Origin of the sequence: Vibrio sp. 10N.222.54.A3, from assembly GCF_041474095.1 — a bacterium.
In the GTDB taxonomy this organism is placed as follows: domain Bacteria; phylum Pseudomonadota; class Gammaproteobacteria; order Enterobacterales; family Vibrionaceae; genus Vibrio; species Vibrio crassostreae_C.
On the sequence record NZ_JBFRTN010000006.1, the window covers coordinates 46,206 to 63,354 of the forward strand.

General features: G+C 44.6%; 13 protein-coding genes and 1 pseudogene. 9 read left to right on the forward strand and 5 right to left on the reverse strand.

All coding sequences use genetic code 11. The annotated features are described in order from the left end of the window. Positions 1-47: 47 nt before the first annotated feature. From AB4507_RS01295 to AB4507_RS01320, 6 genes and pseudogenes are all read left to right on the forward strand, one after another. Complete coding sequence (locus AB4507_RS01295) at positions 48-617, forward strand: porin family protein (RefSeq protein WP_136974546.1); 570 nt, start codon at positions 48-50, stop codon at positions 615-617. A gap of 233 nt (positions 618-850) precedes the next feature. Further along, a complete protein-coding gene (locus tag AB4507_RS01300) occupies positions 851-2,473 on the forward strand; it encodes a phosphoethanolamine transferase (protein ID WP_372182092.1) in 1,623 nt (540 codons plus the stop codon). Positions 2,474-2,799: 326 nt separating this feature from the next. Next, the gene (locus AB4507_RS01305) at positions 2,800-3,735 is read left to right on the forward strand and encodes a CorA family divalent cation transporter (protein WP_017062015.1); all 936 of its coding nucleotides are present in this window, start codon (positions 2,800-2,802) and stop codon (positions 3,733-3,735) included. Beyond that, entirely contained in the window at positions 3,735-4,310 is a 576-nt protein-coding gene (locus AB4507_RS01310; RefSeq protein ID WP_017070158.1) for a mechanosensitive ion channel family protein, read from the forward strand. The genes AB4507_RS01305 and AB4507_RS01310 overlap by 1 nt, the downstream gene beginning before the upstream one ends. 18 nt (positions 4,311-4,328) lie before the next feature. Then, a pseudogene (locus tag AB4507_RS01315) lies at positions 4,329-4,528 on the forward strand (AraC family transcriptional regulator); the annotation flags it as partial. Between the two features lie 134 nt (positions 4,529-4,662). After that, entirely contained in the window at positions 4,663-5,295 is a 633-nt protein-coding gene (locus tag AB4507_RS01320) for an esterase/lipase family protein (protein WP_372182093.1), read from the forward strand. Between the two features lie 151 nt (positions 5,296-5,446). Here the strand turns inward: AB4507_RS01320 and AB4507_RS01325 are convergent, their stop codons facing one another. Next, the gene (locus AB4507_RS01325; RefSeq protein ID WP_017061193.1) at positions 5,447-6,421 is read right to left on the reverse strand and encodes an arginine deiminase-related protein; all 975 of its coding nucleotides are present in this window, start codon (positions 6,419-6,421) and stop codon (positions 5,447-5,449) included. Between the two features lie 586 nt (positions 6,422-7,007). Here AB4507_RS01325 and AB4507_RS01330 point away from each other — a divergent pair. Together AB4507_RS01330 and AB4507_RS01335 are read left to right on the forward strand one after the other, a co-directional pair. After that, positions 7,008-8,858: an ABC transporter ATP-binding protein gene (locus AB4507_RS01330; RefSeq protein ID WP_102320925.1), complete on the forward strand. Its 1,851-nt coding sequence runs from the start codon at positions 7,008-7,010 to the stop codon at positions 8,856-8,858. Positions 8,859-9,144: 286 nt separating this feature from the next. Further along, on the forward strand, positions 9,145-9,849 hold the full coding sequence (locus tag AB4507_RS01335; protein WP_017065155.1) for a hypothetical protein: 705 nt from the start codon (positions 9,145-9,147) through the stop codon (positions 9,847-9,849). Between the two features lie 108 nt (positions 9,850-9,957). Here AB4507_RS01335 and AB4507_RS01340 read toward each other — a convergent pair whose 3' ends face one another. Next, positions 9,958-10,446 (reverse strand): Lrp/AsnC family transcriptional regulator, encoded by a 489-nt coding sequence (locus AB4507_RS01340; RefSeq protein ID WP_004732526.1) that lies wholly within the window; start codon positions 10,444-10,446, stop codon positions 9,958-9,960. A 278-nt stretch (positions 10,447-10,724) separates the two neighbouring features. Between AB4507_RS01340 and AB4507_RS01345 the strand changes: the two genes are divergently transcribed. Continuing rightward, positions 10,725-10,895 carry a hypothetical protein gene (locus AB4507_RS01345; RefSeq protein ID WP_017061196.1) on the forward strand — a complete coding sequence of 57 codons (171 nt, stop codon included), beginning with the start codon at positions 10,725-10,727 and terminating at the stop codon, positions 10,893-10,895. A 638-nt stretch (positions 10,896-11,533) separates the two neighbouring features. Here AB4507_RS01345 and putP read toward each other — a convergent pair. The 3 genes from putP to putA all read right to left on the reverse strand — a co-directional run bounded on the left by putP (position 11,534) and on the right by putA (position 17,061). Next, positions 11,534-13,024 carry a sodium/proline symporter PutP gene (putP, locus tag AB4507_RS01350; RefSeq protein ID WP_102320958.1) on the reverse strand — a complete coding sequence of 497 codons (1,491 nt, stop codon included), beginning with the start codon at positions 13,022-13,024 and terminating at the stop codon, positions 11,534-11,536. A 183-nt stretch (positions 13,025-13,207) separates the two neighbouring features. Then, entirely contained in the window at positions 13,208-13,912 is a 705-nt protein-coding gene (locus AB4507_RS01355) for a 1-pyrroline-5-carboxylate dehydrogenase (protein WP_102320926.1), read from the reverse strand. Between the two features lie 11 nt (positions 13,913-13,923). Then, positions 13,924-17,061: a bifunctional proline dehydrogenase/L-glutamate gamma-semialdehyde dehydrogenase PutA gene (gene putA, locus AB4507_RS01360; protein WP_372182095.1), complete on the reverse strand. Its 3,138-nt coding sequence runs from the start codon at positions 17,059-17,061 to the stop codon at positions 13,924-13,926. Between the last annotated feature and the right edge of the window lie 88 nt (positions 17,062-17,149).

The following is a 17,149-nucleotide window of genomic DNA, read 5'->3' on the forward strand; positions in this document are numbered from 1 at the left end:
ACAAAAATAATTGATACTGGCATGACATTTAAGAGTGAGTAACAAAAATGAACAAGATAACAAAATCAGCATTAGCACTGGGTTTAATCAGCGCAGTTTCTCTTCCAGCTTTAGCTGCAGGTACTGACGGCGGTGCGTACATCGGTGGCGGCCTTGGTGTGTACCAAGATTCTGACACAGACGGTCAAGGCAACCTAGACTCAGACGGCATGGGTTACAACCTATATGGTGGCTACCAGTTCAACCGTATCGTTGGTGTTGAGCTTGGCTACAACGACTACGCAGACTACAAAAAAGGTACAGAAAAAATGTCTCCAACGTCTGTTTCTGTATCAGCAAACCTAGGTTACACGTTCGACAACACGATTCGTCCGTTCGTATTGGCTGGTTTAAGCTCTGTTGACCTACACGCAAATAAGAGCGCTGGTTACGATGATGACAGCGGTACCGGTTTCCACTTTGGTGTTGGTGTTGAATACACGCCAATCGAACATCTAACACTACGCCTAATCTCACAAGCAGACGCAGTGAGTGTTGAGAACGACTACGGCTTTAAGAAAGAAGACAAAACACTTGCCTTCAACAGCATTAGCTTCGGTGGTTCTTACAACTTCTAATGTGATTGAACCACATAGAATAAGCTGAACATACTAATTCACTTTGCTGTTCCACCTTGTCATGAAGGTCACTCAGTAAAGTGAATTTTTTGTTTCTACACGCACTATCGCGTCATTTCACTTTAGCCGGTTTATCGCTCACCATTACTTACTGAGCTTTATGCGTTGATATTAGAGCTTTCTTGGTAGCGAGACTAAAATAAAGGGATAAGAGACGCAGGAAAACAAGACCTATGAATCTACCAAGCTTTAACATGTCGATAAACAAACTGCCTTTTGTGTTGGCCGTGTATTATCTGCTTGTCGTCAATCTACCTCTCTCCCAAGAACTGTTTAGTATTGTTCAGGCATCGAAGTCTGAAAGCGTTGCGTTTCTTATCTCCATTCCTATCTTCTTCCTTGCTGCCTTTAATTTCATCTTCCAAGTCTTCAACTGGCCTATTTTCTCTAAGCCGTTTTTCATCTTATTGCTGATCACCTCAACCTTAGTCAGCTACAGCATGTTCAATTACGGCATATTCGTCGACTACGGCATGATAGAGAATGTGTTTGAGACCAATAGCGGTGAAGCAGCCAGCTATATCAGTGGTCACTCGATCTTATGGCTACTGGCTATGGGTGGTATTCCATCTCTCATCCTGTTGTTTACCAAACTTGAAAAAGAGTCTTGGAAGGATTTCTTTGTCTGGAAATCGATTGGCTTGCTCTCTTCCTTGATCGTCATTGCGATTATTGCCGGGCTTTTCTACAAAGATTACGTATCGATTGGTCGCAATAACTCGCACATCAAAAAGATGATCATTCCGACCGAGTATGTAGCATCAACAGTCAAATACATCAATAACACCTACATCAAACAGCCCATCCCCTATCAAGAATTGGGATTAGATGCTCAACTCAAGCCACAAGCAAAAGCGGCAACCAAACCGACCTTATTGGTGTTTGTGCTTGGCGAAACCGCTCGCGTGTATAACTACCAATATTATGGCTATGAGAGAGAAACCAACGCTCATACCAAGCCTTATAACCCGATATTTTTCTCTGATGTTCAGTCGTGCGGTACAGCCACCGCAGTTTCAGTACCCTGCATGTTCTCGAACATGAATCGCAGCAACTATGATCGCGACAAAGCCTACAACCAAGATAACGTGGTTGACATTATGAACCGCGCGGGCATTCACTCTATTTGGAGAGAACATGATGGTGGGGATAAGGCGGTCGCACATCGAATCAAAGAGATGACGCTCATCGCCAAAGACAGCGACCCATTGTGTAATAACGACGTATGCTACGACACAGCGATGCTAGAGAACTTCGAACAAGATACGCAAGATCTCAAGCAAGATAGCATCATTTTCTATCACATTGCCGGATCTCACGGCCCAACGTACTTTGAGCGTTATCCAGAAGAACATAAGAAATTTACGCCTGACTGCGCTCGTGCAGATATCGAAAACTGCACCAAAGAGCAAGTAGTCAACACCTACGACAACACCATCTTGTACACGGATTTCTTTCTCTCACAGGCTATTCAAAAGCTAGAGAAGCTCACCGATAAGTACAACGTGGCGCTGATGTACATTTCCGATCATGGTGAATCTTTAGGGGAAAACGGCGTCTACTTGCACGGTATGCCTTATTCATTGGCACCGAAAGAGCAAACCCATGTGCCTATGATCATGTGGATGTCTGATGGCTTCGCCGAGCAGAAAGGGATAAACCAAACCTGCTTAAGAAAGGCGGGGAAAGAGCAGAGCTTTTCTCACGATAACCTGTTCGACTCCTTGCTTGGCCTAATGGACGTGCAAACCAAAGAATACCGAGAGAACCAAGACATTTTTGCTTCTTGTCGCTAGTGCTTTTGCTTATGTAAACCATCGGAAAACTCGAGTTGCCTGAGCAAGCTCTCCGCAACCTCCCCTAAAAAGAAAAGACCTCGGTCTTTTCTTTTTTTCGTCGCTAACATGGAGCCAGAGTGCTAATTTATAACGACGAAACAATGAGCTACATTTAATAGAGACAATAATGGAAGAGTCCGTCGTACTCCAAAGACCAACATGTCTTATTAGACTTCATCTCACTCACATCGCTCATTGAACTTACCACGATTAAGCTCAGTTCAATACCGCGCCTGAATGGCGCATAATATCAATGTTTACGTCATATCATTAAGGACAAATGAATGGACGCTTTCATAATTTCAAGCTGGCAATTTTCTGAGGGGGTGGCACATGAACACACCACCAGCCCAGCCTCATTCGAGCAATCAACTTGGTATCACTGCCAAAGAGATGCTGACGGTTTGAGAGAATGGCTCCACAGTAATACGGTTCCAAATGCCATCATCGATTCATTACTCACCGATGACACCCGCCCTCGGTTCGAACAATTTGGCCACGACTGTTTTTTGATGATTCTGCGAGGCATTAATCTAAACGAAGGTGCTAACCCTGACGACATGCTTAGCCTACGCATCTTATGGTACAAAGGCACTTTAATATCGACACGTAAAGTTCCTTCAAAAGCGGTCAGTAATCTGATATCTGATCTCAAACAAAACCAAGGCCCTACATCATTACCTGATGTGTTGTTGGGCATGATCCGTGGAATCAACCACAGCATTTCAACCTTCCTAGCACCCGTCGAACTATTAATTGACGAGTTAGAATCTACATCCAATATCGACATAAGATCCATTAACGCTCTACATTCAAGGCTACTCAGACTAAGGCGTTATTTGAAGCCACAGAAATACGTTTTTGAAGATTTAATGAGTGACCTACCTGCGCCATTGAGTAAGCACAACAGTCATATAAAGAACAGCCTTGATACCATCCTGAGAATTAACGAGTCTGTTGAGTTTTACATCGAACAAATTAATGTATTTTTAGCGAGCCTAAGTCAGCAACAAGCTGAAAAAATGAATAGAAATACGTACCTATTTTCTATCATTGCAGGTATTTTCCTCCCTGCTGGGTTTTTCACCGGTTTACTGGGTGTCAATATCGCTGGGATACCCGGAACAGATAACCCGATAGCATTTCCACTATTTTGCGTTGGGCTGCTCGTGGTCATAGCGGCAGAGGTCGTTATTTTGAAAAAATTGAGGTTTATTTAATGGTTGAGTTTTTGCAATCCAATATGTGGCTTAGACAAGTAGTTTTAGGTTTACTTCTTATCACTGTGTATTGGGTGATCAAACGCTTAGGTAAGAACTGGATAGAAACATTAGCGGAAAATAAACGTGTCGAATTGAAGCGAAAGCAGTTCGTGATTAAGTGTTTCAATATTGTTCTGTTTCTACTCTTCATCGCTGTGTTTACGATTGTTCTTAACTTGGGTTTTGGTGATATTTCTCTGTTCTTGTCTTCGATATTTGCGGTGCTGGGTGTCGCTTTATTCGCGCAATGGTCGATTCTAAGTAACCTCACAGCCAGCGTACTAATATTTTTCGTCTTCCCTTATCGCATTGGCGACAGAGTAAGAGTCGCGGAGAAAGACGAAGACATCAGCGGTGTGATCATCGATATCACCATGTTCCATGTTATTCTTCGACACAGTTCGGGCAACATTATCACCTACCCTAATAACCTGATCCTACAAAAAGGCGTAATCAAAGTTTTGGTTGAACCGGAAGCAAAAAGTGAAGCAGGTGATACTGAGCTAACCAAAACTGAAAATTCAGAATCATAAGATCTACTGGTGCCTTAGATATCGGCAAGTCAAACAGATAGACACAGCGAACTGATTCGTAAGATATTAAAAGAGCTTAGTTCGACATGGATTGCAAAACTTGGCGATAAAGGACATTAGAGAGAAGCTTCAATAAGGTAAAAAGTCTAACACCCAATACTTACGCCAAACAAGGTGGATTAACCATAGATGTGTATGGTGGAGTGAGATCTGACTAACCCACCTTTTCTCTATGACGAACGCACTGTTTATAACGTACACCTCTGTCTTTTGTGCCCCATTCGTAGCAAGTTTTATTGAGTTTAGATTTGCGACTAAATATACTGGGGACATCATCAGACGGAGGACAAAAATGAATAATAAAAACAAACATATAATTTTAATTCATGGTCTATATATGCCTGCGTTGATCATGCAGTATCTGGATAGAAACTTCAAAAAACGCGGCTTTACAACGCACAAGTTTGCCTACAACTCGCTGCGTTTCCCTTCTGCAGCCAAACGCCTCAATCGCTTCGTGAATGCTCGCTTTAATGAATACGATGAGGTCTATTTCTTTGGTCACTCACTCGGTGGCTTACTCATTCGTCACTACTTTAAGTTTTATCAGCCCAATTTTGCCGACACCTGCATTATTACCGCAGGGACGCCGCACAATGGGGCAACCATAGCCAAAACGTTGTCGAATCATGGTCTTGGCTTTATCTTTGGCTCGAGCAAGATGATCTTAAGTGATGGCTTGGGTGATTATGATATTGATGTGCCGATTGGCGTGATTACAGGTACCTACGACGCCGGAGTCGGACGTATTGTTCTGGGAAGAAATCCGGGCGATGGCACAGTCACACTCGAAGACGCCAACCTGAGAGGGGCAACGGATACTTACGCCCTCAAACTCAACCACACGGCGCTTGTCTATTCCAAGGAGGTCGTAACACTGTCGGCTCAGTTCATTGAACACAGAGCTTTTAAGAACGCTTCATAGCTTATTTCCGTTAGCTTTTACGCGTTTACTCCTGTATCGAGCTCTTGTTGTCTTATTTGTGATGGATAAAAACAAAAATACCACTCTGCGATAAGAGTGGTATTCAAATATTCATTACTGAAGTGAGTGCTTGTTATACTTTCTATACTTGTTACAAGCGATTCACTCGCGTTGGTAAGAACACCTCACCCAACATGCATCGCACCGAACCACCACCAATGTCTTCAATCGTTTTCACGTTAAATGGTAGCAGCTTGCCATGTGTCGATAACTGAGCTAACTGAGCTGGAGAAAACGCATCGTAAGCCGATTGAGACATCGCGATCACCTTGTCGCCATTCACTGTCTCCAGTTGCAGAATATTACCGCAGAATCGGTTCATCTGATCAATTGAGATAGAGATAACCTGCTTGTCTTTAGCAAGAGATTTCACCACAAAACGGCGCTCAAACTCTGGGATCACTTCATCACAGATCACGCAGAAATTATCACCAATCGCCATCATCACATTGGTGTGGTAAATCGGCTGACCAGACGGTAATGCAGTTTGGAATGAAACCACGCGAGAATAGCCAATGCGCTTCGCATAGTCTTCTAACACTTCACGGTCACAACGCTGAGAAAGCGCAGCATAGATGGTCTTGTTGATATGGTCGATAACCATCACGCCCGTGCTCTCTAGATAAGAACCCTGCGCGATGTAAGACTCTAGAGACTCGCTGTGGTTAACAATACGACCCGACGCTTCTAACGCTTCAATAAGAGCATTTGGCTTAACTTCATTCTGACGGTTTTCACACGCCATAGGGAACGTGAATAAGCTTCCATCACTACAGGTACTGAACCAGTTGTTTGGGAAAACAGCATCCGGAGTTTCAACGCCCAATTCTGGGTAATCAAACTCTACAACTTGCACACCTTCTTTACGCAACGAAGCGACCATAGCTTTAAATTCGGCCATCGTTTCTACTTTCACCTCAGCTTCGGTCAGATTAACTCTGTGCTGAAATTCGTTATCACGTGCTGTTTCTTCGTTAAATTTAAACTCTTTTGGTGGCACCATAACAACGCAATTGGCGTTTTGAACATTAGTGATATGAAGTGATTTTTTGTGTAGGTTTAACATTTCAACCGTCCCTATCTTTTATTTACTTCAGAATTGTAAACAACTTGTTACGACAAGATTCACTGAAAAGAATATTGATTTGAATATTTATCCCAAACAATTACTGCAGATCTTAGAATAATCGGTAATTTTTACTGCAAGATAACAGCACATCAGAAAGAACCAACTGTATGCATATTCGTTAAGTCACTTTATGGATAAATATTCTGATTCCATTTTCTCGCCCATCACGAGTTTTGATTACAATTCAATCCATTTAACGTTAGGATTATCACCGTTGCATAACAATCAATTACGTTTGAAATCAGCTTAACTTTTCCTGTCTAATTCAATCTAAAATAAGCGTCATGAAAGACACTCTTTGGACCTTTCCTGCATCGCTTAGACAAAGTTTTAGTGTTTTAAAGCCAAGTGCCTAAATAGGCGCTAGAACAAAATCCATCGAATGATTTAATACTGATAAGAACCCATGGGCGCTTATATAATTTCAAACTAAGACAGTTAAATTTCAAATCAAGACTATAAAAACAAAGCTGCACCAACGATGCAGTCGCTTATAGATGCACTAGTTTATAAAGGGAAATCTATGTACAAGAAATTTGAAGGCTTTACTGAAGCCTTTCCAAAGGGAGAGCCGATACAACCTCCTACTGGCATACTGGCATTCTGCCGCCATTACACTCGAGGTTTCGAAAAACCATTGATTTTGCTCGGGTTGATGAGCATGACCATCGCGATCATCGAAGTCGCGCTGTTCGGTTACATGGGGCAATTGGTCGACTGGCTATCAACAAGCAACCCAGACACTTTCTTAGCAGACAACGAATCGACATTGATGGGGCTCGGTATTCTGCTGTTGGTTGTGATGCCAATCTTGATCAGTGTTTACTCGCTATTGCTTCACCAAACTTTGCTGGGCAACTACCCAATGTCGATTCGTTGGTTAGCACACCGCTACCTTTTGAAGCAAAGCCTGTCCTTCTATCAAGATGACTTCGCCGGACGTGTCGCGACCAAAGTGATGCAAACCTCGCTTGCAGTGCGCGAAACTGTGACCAAGATGGTCGATGTGTTTGTCTACGTGACGGTTTACTTCACGGCGATGCTGTTCATGCTTGCTGAATCAGATTGGCGCTTGATGGCTCCGATGCTGATTTGGCTATTCGTTTACATCGGTATTCAACTGCACTTCGTGCCAAAGCTAAAAGACGTGTCTTCAGAGCAAGCGGATGCTCGTTCACTGATGACAGGTCGTATTGTTGATAGCTACACCAACATCGCGACGGTGAAATTGTTCTCACACAGTAAAAGAGAAACCGAATACGCCGAAGAAGGCATGGAAGGCTTCCTAGATACTGTGCACCGCCAAATGCGCTTGGTAACCGGCTTCAACATCTGCGTGGAATTCGCTAACTATCTATTGGTGTTCAGCATTGCGGGTATCTCTATCTACCTATGGCTAGATAGCGCAATCACCGTGGGTGCAATCGCGATTGCGGTCAGCTTGGCTCTGCGTATTAACGGCATGTCGAAATGGATCATGTGGGAAATTGGTGGTCTGTTTGAGAACCTTGGTACCGTGATTGACGGCATTAAAACTCTGTCTAAGCCTATTGCTATTGAAGACAAGAAAGACGCGAAGCCTCTGGAGGTTCCACAAGGCGGTATCAACTTCGACAATGTAAGCTTTAACTACGGTGAGAATAAGGGGGTGATCAACAACCTAAACCTCAACATCAAACCGGGTGAAAAAGTGGGCTTGGTTGGCCGTTCAGGTGCAGGTAAATCGACCCTAGTTAACTTACTTTTGCGTTTCCACGATGTAGAAAGTGGCCGCATCCTGATTGATGACCAAGAGATCTCGAGCGTTACTCAAGATTCTCTGCGTAGCAACATTGGTATGGTGACCCAAGATACTTCACTGCTGCACCGTTCGATCAAAGACAACATTCTTTACGGTCGACCAGAGGCATCAGACGAAGAAGTATACGCGGCGACTAAACAGGCACACGCGCATGAGTTTATCGAAACGCTAACCGACCCGTTTGGCAACGTTGGTTACGATGCTCAAGTGGGTGAACGTGGCGTAAAGCTTTCTGGTGGTCAGCGTCAACGTGTGGCTATCTCACGTGTTCTTCTAAAGAATGCTCCATTACTTGTTCTCGATGAAGCAACTTCTGCACTCGATTCTGAGGTAGAGGCAGCGATTCAAGAGAGCTTGATTGAGCTAATGGAAGGCAAAACGGTTATTGCGATTGCACACCGCCTGTCGACCATCGCAGCGATGGATCGCCTGATCGTGCTTGATGCCGGCAATATCGTAGAAGAAGGCACGCACCAAGAGCTGATTAACCAGAATGGTATTTATGCGCAGCTATGGAATCACCAAACCGGTGGCTTCATTGCCGATGACCTTGAGCAAGCCACGAGCGCTTAATTTTTGTGCTATTTTAAAAGTGCGGCGTGATTCACATCAATTTGTTTATTAGCGGTAAATTACACGTGGCAGAATGTTATGTCGTAATTATATAATGACATTAACACCAAAGACGCCTCGCTTGCGCGTTCTGGAATAAGGCTAGACTTCGGGGGGAGGCTAGCCTTTTTTATGCCTGCTATTTGGTGCTCTTTGCTAGCTGTCCGATAAACTTCATCGATCCTTTTGTTTTTTTCTTGGCGTTTTTTTCTTAAAATGCGCGCAATATTCTTTCTAGAGATCAACCATGAACAAAAGTGTCTTAACTAACGTTATCGCGTTAGCGCTGCTTGCTGGCGGCTATGCGACAGCAAACCAATACTTGCTTTATGCAGGCCTATTCGCCTTTTCTGGTGCCATCACCAACTGGCTTGCGATTCACATGTTGTTCGAGAAAGTACCCGGCCTATACGGTTCTGGAGTGATTCCAGCGCGCTTTGAAGAGTTCAAGGCAGCCATCAAGCAACTGATGATGGAGCAATTCTTTACAGAAAGTAACATCGACCGCTTCCTAAGCAGCGAGATGACAGGAAAGTCGCTCAATCTAGAGCCTGTGATTCAGAAGATCGACTTTAACCCTGCATTCGACTCACTGGTGCATGTTATCGAGAACTCTCAGTTTGGCGGTATGTTGGCAATGTTTGGTGGCACAGAAGCACTAGAGCCAATGAAAGCGCCGTTTGTTGAGAAGATGCAAGAATCTGTGATTGAAATCAGCAAGAGTGATTCTGTAAAAAATGCCATCAAAGACGAGCTAGAATCGCCTGCGATGATGGATGAAATCAAAGAAAACATTGAGGCGATCATCGATCAGCGCTTGAATGAACTAACACCTAAGCTGGTTAAAGAGATGGTTCAGACCATGATCAAGAAACACCTTGGCTGGCTTGTGGTTTGGGGCGGTGTATTCGGTGGTGTGATTGGCTTAATCTCTGCGGCCATTACGCTTTAAGGCGAACAAGTTTATCGGATTGCTCTTTATCTGACGCTCAACAAAAAATGGAAGCTTATTGCTTCCATTTTTTATATCTAAATCACGTTGGTAAGCGAAATTAGGCCACTATTTTAGAGTTGCCAACAACTCAGGGTTCACGCCGAAGCCCTTTTTATGCTCTTCAATCACCACTTCACTACGTGTCTGAATCACACCAGGCAAGGTGCCCAGCTTGGTGGCCATAAACGCTTGGTACGCCTTCATGTCTTTCACTCGAACCTTGATCATGGTGTCAAAGTCACCCGACAGTGAGTAGCACTCTTCCACCTCAGGCATCATTTCCACGGCTTGGGCAAATTTGTCGAAGATCGAAAAGCTAGTCTGATCGAGACGGATATGGATAAAGACTTGAACATCGAGTCCCAGCTTTTCTGAACAAAGCTCAGCATGATAGCCCGTGATGTAGCCCTCTTTCTCCAATCGCTTGAGTCTATCAGAGCAAGGTGACGTCGTAAGGTTGACCTGTTTTGCCAGTTCAACAACAGGTAAACGCCCTTTCATATGCAGAATTCTTAGTATCTCTTTATCGATACGATCGAGCTGATGCTGAGACATAACATTCCTTAAACATTCTAAATTCCGCTCAGTATATTCCATACCAAGTGCAATCGAAGAAAACCTCGCTCACACATTTAAAAACTAAATGCACGGATGATATTCACGCCAGATATAAACACATACAAATAGATAAGAACCCTTATAAATCAAACTCTGGTTATTAACAAATTATTATAGAAATGACCCGATTAACAAATAAGTTGAGCCGGAAACGAAAGAAAGGATATAGGCCAAAGTGAATAATATAATTATCAAAGAGAAAGGATGACTCTATTATGAAAACGCAAGAACTCGCATATAAACCTTACGGTATTGGTTCATGGACACACGTAACGGTATCAAAAGATGTTGCTCAGGCACTAGCAAATGAATACTCAAACTATGGTTGGGATGTGAAGATTGATGGCGACGCCATTGTTGCCGAGCTAGCACTCAAAGCCGCATAGAAACGCAAAAACCTCCTAAAACGGAGGTTTTTTGATCTAAGTTAGTGAGCGCTTACTGTAAGTTAAGCTAAACCAATTTGGGGTACAGTACTTCCTGTTTCGCAACGACAATTGCACGTGCGGCAGAAGTGCTGAGTTTCCATATCGTAGTACAGGTTTCCACTAAATAGTTTTGACGTCCATTGCATCATACGGCCAGAAGCTGTCTCGGGCTCTGATTCACAACGTTTCATTATAGACTTATGTAGTGTTGTTTTTTTACATCCTTTGCAATAGAGATCAGGCATACCTTTGTCCTATAGGTCTTTAGTGGTTACTGACAATTGACACATCATGTCCAATTCGGTTCCACAATTCACCGAGCTAATGACAAAAGTGAGCGCCAAGTTCAAAAAATAGCCATTTTTCTGTTTTATTTTTTGACATCACACGCCACCAACAAGACAGACCTTTCATTTCTCGCTCAAGATCCTTCGCTTTCGATTTACATTGTAAACCCCCATTTCAATATCAGAAAACCTCGAATAAACTTAATTTGAAATAAGACAAAGGTCGTACTCACATAAAAAAATAGAGTCACCGAAGTGACTCTATTGTTCATGTCTTTTGCTAATTCATTGGTATTTTTACAATGTAAATTAGTCTAGCTCAACAAGGTTCTTCTCGAACTCAGCGTGTTGCTTCTTAACTTCGTCTTCTGGCTCGCCAGTGATTAGGCTCACGATAACGATAGAGATAGTTGATAGGATGATTCCCGGTACGATTTCGTAAACATCGAACCAACCGCCCGTGAACTGTTTCCAAAGTACAATCGTAACACCACCAACAACGATACCCGCTAGAGCGCCGTTACGGTTCATACGAGACCAGTATAGGCTCAATACGATAGCTGGGCCGAATGCAGCACCAAAACCAGCCCATGCGTAAGACACAAGGCCAAGTACTGAACTGTCTGGCGTCATCGCTAGTACAAGTGCAATAAGAGAGATTAGGATAACCGCGAAACGGCCTACACGAACAATCTCTTCTGACGTAGCGTCTTTCTTCAGAACTTGCTTATACAAATCTTCTGCCATTGCAGATGAAGAAACAAGAAGTTGTGAATCCGCAGTACTCATGATTGCCGCTAGGATTGCAGCAAGTAAGATACCTGCGATTACTGGGTGGAACATCGCGTTCACAAGAAGCATGAAGATCTTCTCGCCATCGTCTAGCTTAGGCGCGCCAGAGTTAGTCACGTAGATTAGACCAACAAGACCTACTAGCATTGCACCAACCATAGACAGAGCAGACCATACCACCGCGATACGACGCGCTGTTGTTAGGTCTTTGTTGCTACGTGTTGCTTTGAAACGAGCAAGGATGTGTGGCTGACCGAAGTAACCTAGACCCCATGCCGCTAGCGAGATGATCGCGATAGCAGAAAGTGGCTCACCTTTCACATCATTCCATAGCGTGAGAAGCTCTGGGTTGATGTTGTGAAGATCAGTCGATAGCTGACCAAGACCACCGTTCATCGCTGCGATTGGTACAATCAATAGCGCAGCAGACATCAGCAGACCTTGAACCAAATCCGTCCAAGATACCGCAAGGAAACCACCAAATAGCGTGTAAGAAACCACACATACTGTACCGATGATTACCGCTGTTGTGTAATCTAGGCCGAATACTGTTTCAAACAATTTACCACCTGCTACCAAGCCAGAACTTGTGTAGAAAAGGAAGAATAAAAGGATAAAGAAAGCAGAAATTGTTTGGATCAGCTTAGAATTATCATTGAAACGACGAGATAGGAACTCAGGTAGCGTCAGTGACTCTGTTGTAATGCTGTAAGTACGCAGACGCTTAGCACTGATTAACCAGTTCGCCCAAGTACCAACTAGCAGGCCACCAGCAAGCCAGAATGCTTCAAAACCAGCAGCATAAGCGTAACCCGGTAGACCAAGTAGTAGCCAACCACTCATGTCTGATGCACCAGCAGAAAGTGCAGCAGGCCATGGGCCTAGCGAACGACCACCTAGGAAGTAGTCTGTCGAGCTAGAAGTACGTTTGTAAGCAATAACACCGATTGCCAGCATCATAATTAGATACGCAATGAACGTCGTCGTTATTGCAAAACTGTTTTCTATCATTTGATAGTCCTCATTTGTAAAAAGCCTTCCATACCTAATTCAATGCAAGACACTCACCGTAAAGGCAAGCGAGTGCATTGAGTTAGGTATTGAGGCTCCAAGGCACTATGAGTTAAATCCAAAGATGGTGAAACCAACAATGGAGAAAACAAAAGTGCTTAGAGCCAATGTTACTGAAGGTTAGTGAGCTTCGCTTCCAAGTTCGAGCAAGGTCGCGTTACCGCCCACGGCTGTTATATTTATAGTTCGCGTACGCTCGGTAATGAAACGCAGCGATAAGTGTGGATCGTGAGCAACATGCATTGCTGTCAGATCCGTTTCAGCTACTAAACTGACGATGGCACCGTCACGCTTAGCAAGTTGTAAATTGATAGCTTGAGCCGTTTGTGAGTTACCTACGTAACCTGCGCTACGTACATCGCAAGACAGCAGCTGTTGAGCCGCGTCGTACGAAGCAACCTGCACCAAGTTCGTCGGTAAATTCGCTTGTTTCGCTGCATCAGCGATCAAGGTGTTGAACTGCACGTCATCACTGCACAATTGAACGCTGTTACCTGCCAATAGTGCTGCAGTAATCATCGCTGTTGCAGTTTGCAGTGCCGGCAGCTTCTCTTCGCAATCATCAACAATCACCAAAGCCACACCGCGGCCTGCGGCATACAGCTCATTGGTTTCGCCCGTTGGACCCGCCATTAGGTGATGCTCAGAAAGCAGCGCAGACGCTTGCTCTAGGTGATAAGTTGCCACTGCCGCCAAAGACGTAGATTGGCTTTCGATCTCTGATTTGAATGCAAGTACCTGAGCACTCTTATGATCAAAGTCGGTAAGATTCCATTGTTCCCACGCTAACAAAGCATCAGAAAAACCTGTCACTTGATGAACCATGATACTGCTCCTTATGCCTTGTCTTGTGATTGAGAAAAATGAACATCAGTAAAGCGGTATAGGTAGTGAGGACCACCCGCTTTAGGGCCAGTACCCGACAAACCTTGACCGCCGAATGGTTGAACACCAACAACAGCGCCCACTTGGTCACGGTTGATGTAGCAGTTACCCACACGAATGTGTTTCTCGATCCAACGGTAAGTTGTTTCGTTACGGCTGTGGATACCCATAGTTAGACCAAAACCGGTTTGGTTAATTTGGTCTACTACTTGTGTCAACTCACTCGCTTTGAAGCGAACGATATGCAGTACAGGACCAAACTGCTCTTCTTTCAAACAGCTGATGTCATCGATTTCAAATGCACTTGGTGGAACAAAGTCACCATGTTCACAATCCGCTCCTAGAGAAAGTTGAGCCACTTTCTTCTGGGTCTTAGTCATATTTTCTAGGTGCGTCATCAACTTCTGCTTCGCGTTTTGGTCGATAACTGGGCCCACATCCGTTTTATGAAGATGTGGAATACCAACGCTTAGCTCATCCATCGCACCGTGAATTAGTCCAATCACGCGATCTGCAATGTCTTCTTGAATGTAAAGCACACGTAGCGCAGAACAACGTTGACCTGCTGAAGCAAAGGCAGAACGAATCACATCACGAACCACTTGTTCAGGCAGTGCAGTACTGTCGACGATCATCGCGTTCTGACCACCGGTTTCCGCGATAAACGGTACTGGTTTAGCGTTGCGGCTTGCTAGTGACACGTTAATGCGTTGTGCAGTCGGTGTTGACCCCGTAAAGGCAACGCCCGCAATCGCATCATGACTGGTTAGCGCACTGCCGATCTCAGCGCCACGACCCGGTAGTAACTGAATCGTGCCAGCAGGGAAACCCGCTTCATTCATCAATTCCACTGCGCGAGCTGCAATTAAGCTTGTTTGCTCTGCAGGTTTCGCCACAACCGTGTTACCCGCCACTAGTGCAGCTGTAATTTGGCCAAGGAAGATCGCCAATGGGAAGTTCCAAGGGCTGATACAAACGAATACACCACGACCTTGTCGCGAAGCGATTCGAGTTAGACCATCAAAGCCTTTTAGCTCAAAACCTTGTAGGTTGTTCGCTTGTTTTGCGTAGTAACGACAGAAGTCGACCGCTTCACGCACTTCATCAATGCTGTCGTGAATTGTCTTACCCGCTTCTTGATGACAAATTGCCACCAGCTCAGCCAGGTTTTCTTCCATCAGATCCGCCAACTTCTCAAGCGCAGCGGCTTTGGTTTCAACCGATGTCGCATTCCAATCAGCAAATGCGGCGTCTGCACCAGTGATCGCTGCGGAAACATGATCAAGGTTTGCAAAAGCCACCTGACCCACGCTAATACGACGATCGTAAGGTGCTGTTACTTGTTCAACATTCTGATCAGCCTTGATCATGCTTTCGGCAAGAGATTCGCCGTTGATCACAGGTCCAGCAGTCCATTGATTGTTCAAAAAGCCTTTTACTTGCTCTTCAAACTGATGCGCTTCGCTCTCGATATCAATGTTCACACCGTATGAGTTCTTACGCTCAGGGAATACCGCTGGCGGCAGAGGAATCTTAGTGTTGTTCAACGTATCGAATGCCAAAAGCATGTCGACTGGATGCTGTGTTAGCTCTGCTACAGGGCAACGAGCATCAACCAAACGGTGTACAAACGAGCTGTTTGCGCCGTTTTCTAGCAAGCGACGTACTAGGTATGGCAGTAGATCTTTGTGGCTGCCAACCGGTGCGTAGATACGTACCGACTGTTGGTAAGCTTCCATCGCATGGTTGTAAAGCGAGTCACCCATGCCGTGTAAGCGTTGGAATTCAAAGTCTTTATGGTCTGTCATCACTGCAATAGCGGAAACCGTATGAGCATTGTGGCTAGCAAACTGCGGGAAGATATTGCCACGAACACTTGGGCTCAATAGATAACGCGCACACGCTAGGTAGGCTACATCAGTCGCTTCTTTGCGAGTGTAAACAGGGTAGTTATCGAAACCAGCTTGTTGTGACCATTTGATCTCACTATCCCAGTAAGCACCTTTAACTAGGCGAAGTGGGATTAAGTCACCCTGCTCTTTTGCTAGGCGGTTTAGCCAAACTAGAACCGGTAACGCACGCTTTGAATACGCTTGAATAACCAGACCAAACTTGCCCCAGCCTTTCACTAGCTCGCTGCGATACAGTTTTTCGAATAACTTAAGCGAAAGCTCTAGGCGATCCGCTTCTTCTGCATCAATCGTGATCGCAACATCAAGCTCAATCGCACGGCGCAGTAACTGCTCTAGCGTGTCGCATAGCTCAGTCAGTACGCGGTCTTCATTCGCCACTTCATAACGTGGGTGAAGCGCAGAAAGCTTGATAGAAACAGACGGTGCTGGGCTAGATTTTGAAGAGACGTATGTGTCTCGACCTACGGCTTCAATCGCCATTAGGTAATCTTTGAAGTATTTGTTTGCGTCAGCAGTGGTCAGTGCCGCTTCACCTAGCATGTCGTATGAGTAGGTAAAACCTTTGTCACGCATAGACTTACCGTTCTTCTGCGCTTCAGCAATGCTGCGACCAAGAACGAATTGGTGACCCATCACCTTCATCGCTTGGTGCATCGCTTTACGAATCACCGGCTCAGAAAGCTTGTTCACTAAACGGTTAACCGCTTGACCTGCACTCTGCTCTTTAGATGAAAGTCCAACCACCTTGCCTGTTAGCATTAGGCCCCAAGTTGATGCGTTAACAAAAACCGAGTCAGAATTCTTCAGGTGAGATTTCCAATCCGCAACGCTAAGTTTGTCGCGAATCAACGCATCAGCGGTTGCCGAATCAGGAATACGCATCAAGGCTTCCGCCAGACACATTAGCAAGATGCCCTCTTGAGTATCTAAGCTGTATTCAAGCAACAAGGCGTCGATCATCTGAATAGATGTTTTATCCGCACGGATAGACTCAATCAACGACGTCGTTTTGTCTGTAATTTGCTGCTTTTCAGACTCAGAAGGGGTAGCTAGTGGCAGAAGTTGCTCTAGCCATTGGGTTTCATCCACCATATATAATGGTGAGATAAGCGACCATAGATCATCAAGCGACTGCTCGTTGAATTCTGGCTTTAACACATCAGTAGCTGTAAACATGCGTTTTCCTTAATCTCACACCCGGAATTAGCCCGGGATCTCTACAATGGCTGCAGTGTATTTAGAGTATATAAGGATTACTTGTCAA

Bases quoted from the DNA above. Each gene is read 5' to 3' on its own strand.
- AB4507_RS01295 (WP_136974546.1), top strand. From the start codon at position 48: ATGAACAAGATAACAAAATCAGCATTAGCACTGGGTTTAATCAGCGCA.
- AB4507_RS01300 (WP_372182092.1), top strand. From the start codon at position 851: ATGAATCTACCAAGCTTTAACATGTCGATAAACAAACTGCCTTTTGTG.
- AB4507_RS01305 (WP_017062015.1), top strand. From the start codon at position 2,800: ATGGACGCTTTCATAATTTCAAGCTGGCAATTTTCTGAGGGGGTGGCA.
- AB4507_RS01310 (WP_017070158.1), top strand. From the start codon at position 3,735: ATGGTTGAGTTTTTGCAATCCAATATGTGGCTTAGACAAGTAGTTTTA.
- AB4507_RS01320 (WP_372182093.1), top strand. From the start codon at position 4,663: ATGAATAATAAAAACAAACATATAATTTTAATTCATGGTCTATATATG.
- AB4507_RS01325 (WP_017061193.1), bottom strand. From the start codon at position 6,421: ATGTTAAACCTACACAAAAAATCACTTCATATCACTAATGTTCAAAAC.
- AB4507_RS01330 (WP_102320925.1), top strand. From the start codon at position 7,008: ATGTACAAGAAATTTGAAGGCTTTACTGAAGCCTTTCCAAAGGGAGAG.
- AB4507_RS01335 (WP_017065155.1), top strand. From the start codon at position 9,145: ATGAACAAAAGTGTCTTAACTAACGTTATCGCGTTAGCGCTGCTTGCT.
- AB4507_RS01340 (WP_004732526.1), bottom strand. From the start codon at position 10,446: ATGTCTCAGCATCAGCTCGATCGTATCGATAAAGAGATACTAAGAATT.
- AB4507_RS01345 (WP_017061196.1), top strand. From the start codon at position 10,725: ATGAAAACGCAAGAACTCGCATATAAACCTTACGGTATTGGTTCATGG.
- AB4507_RS01355 (WP_102320926.1), bottom strand. From the start codon at position 13,912: ATGGTTCATCAAGTGACAGGTTTTTCTGATGCTTTGTTAGCGTGGGAA.
- putA (WP_372182095.1), bottom strand. From the start codon at position 17,061: ATGTTTACAGCTACTGATGTGTTAAAGCCAGAATTCAACGAGCAGTCG.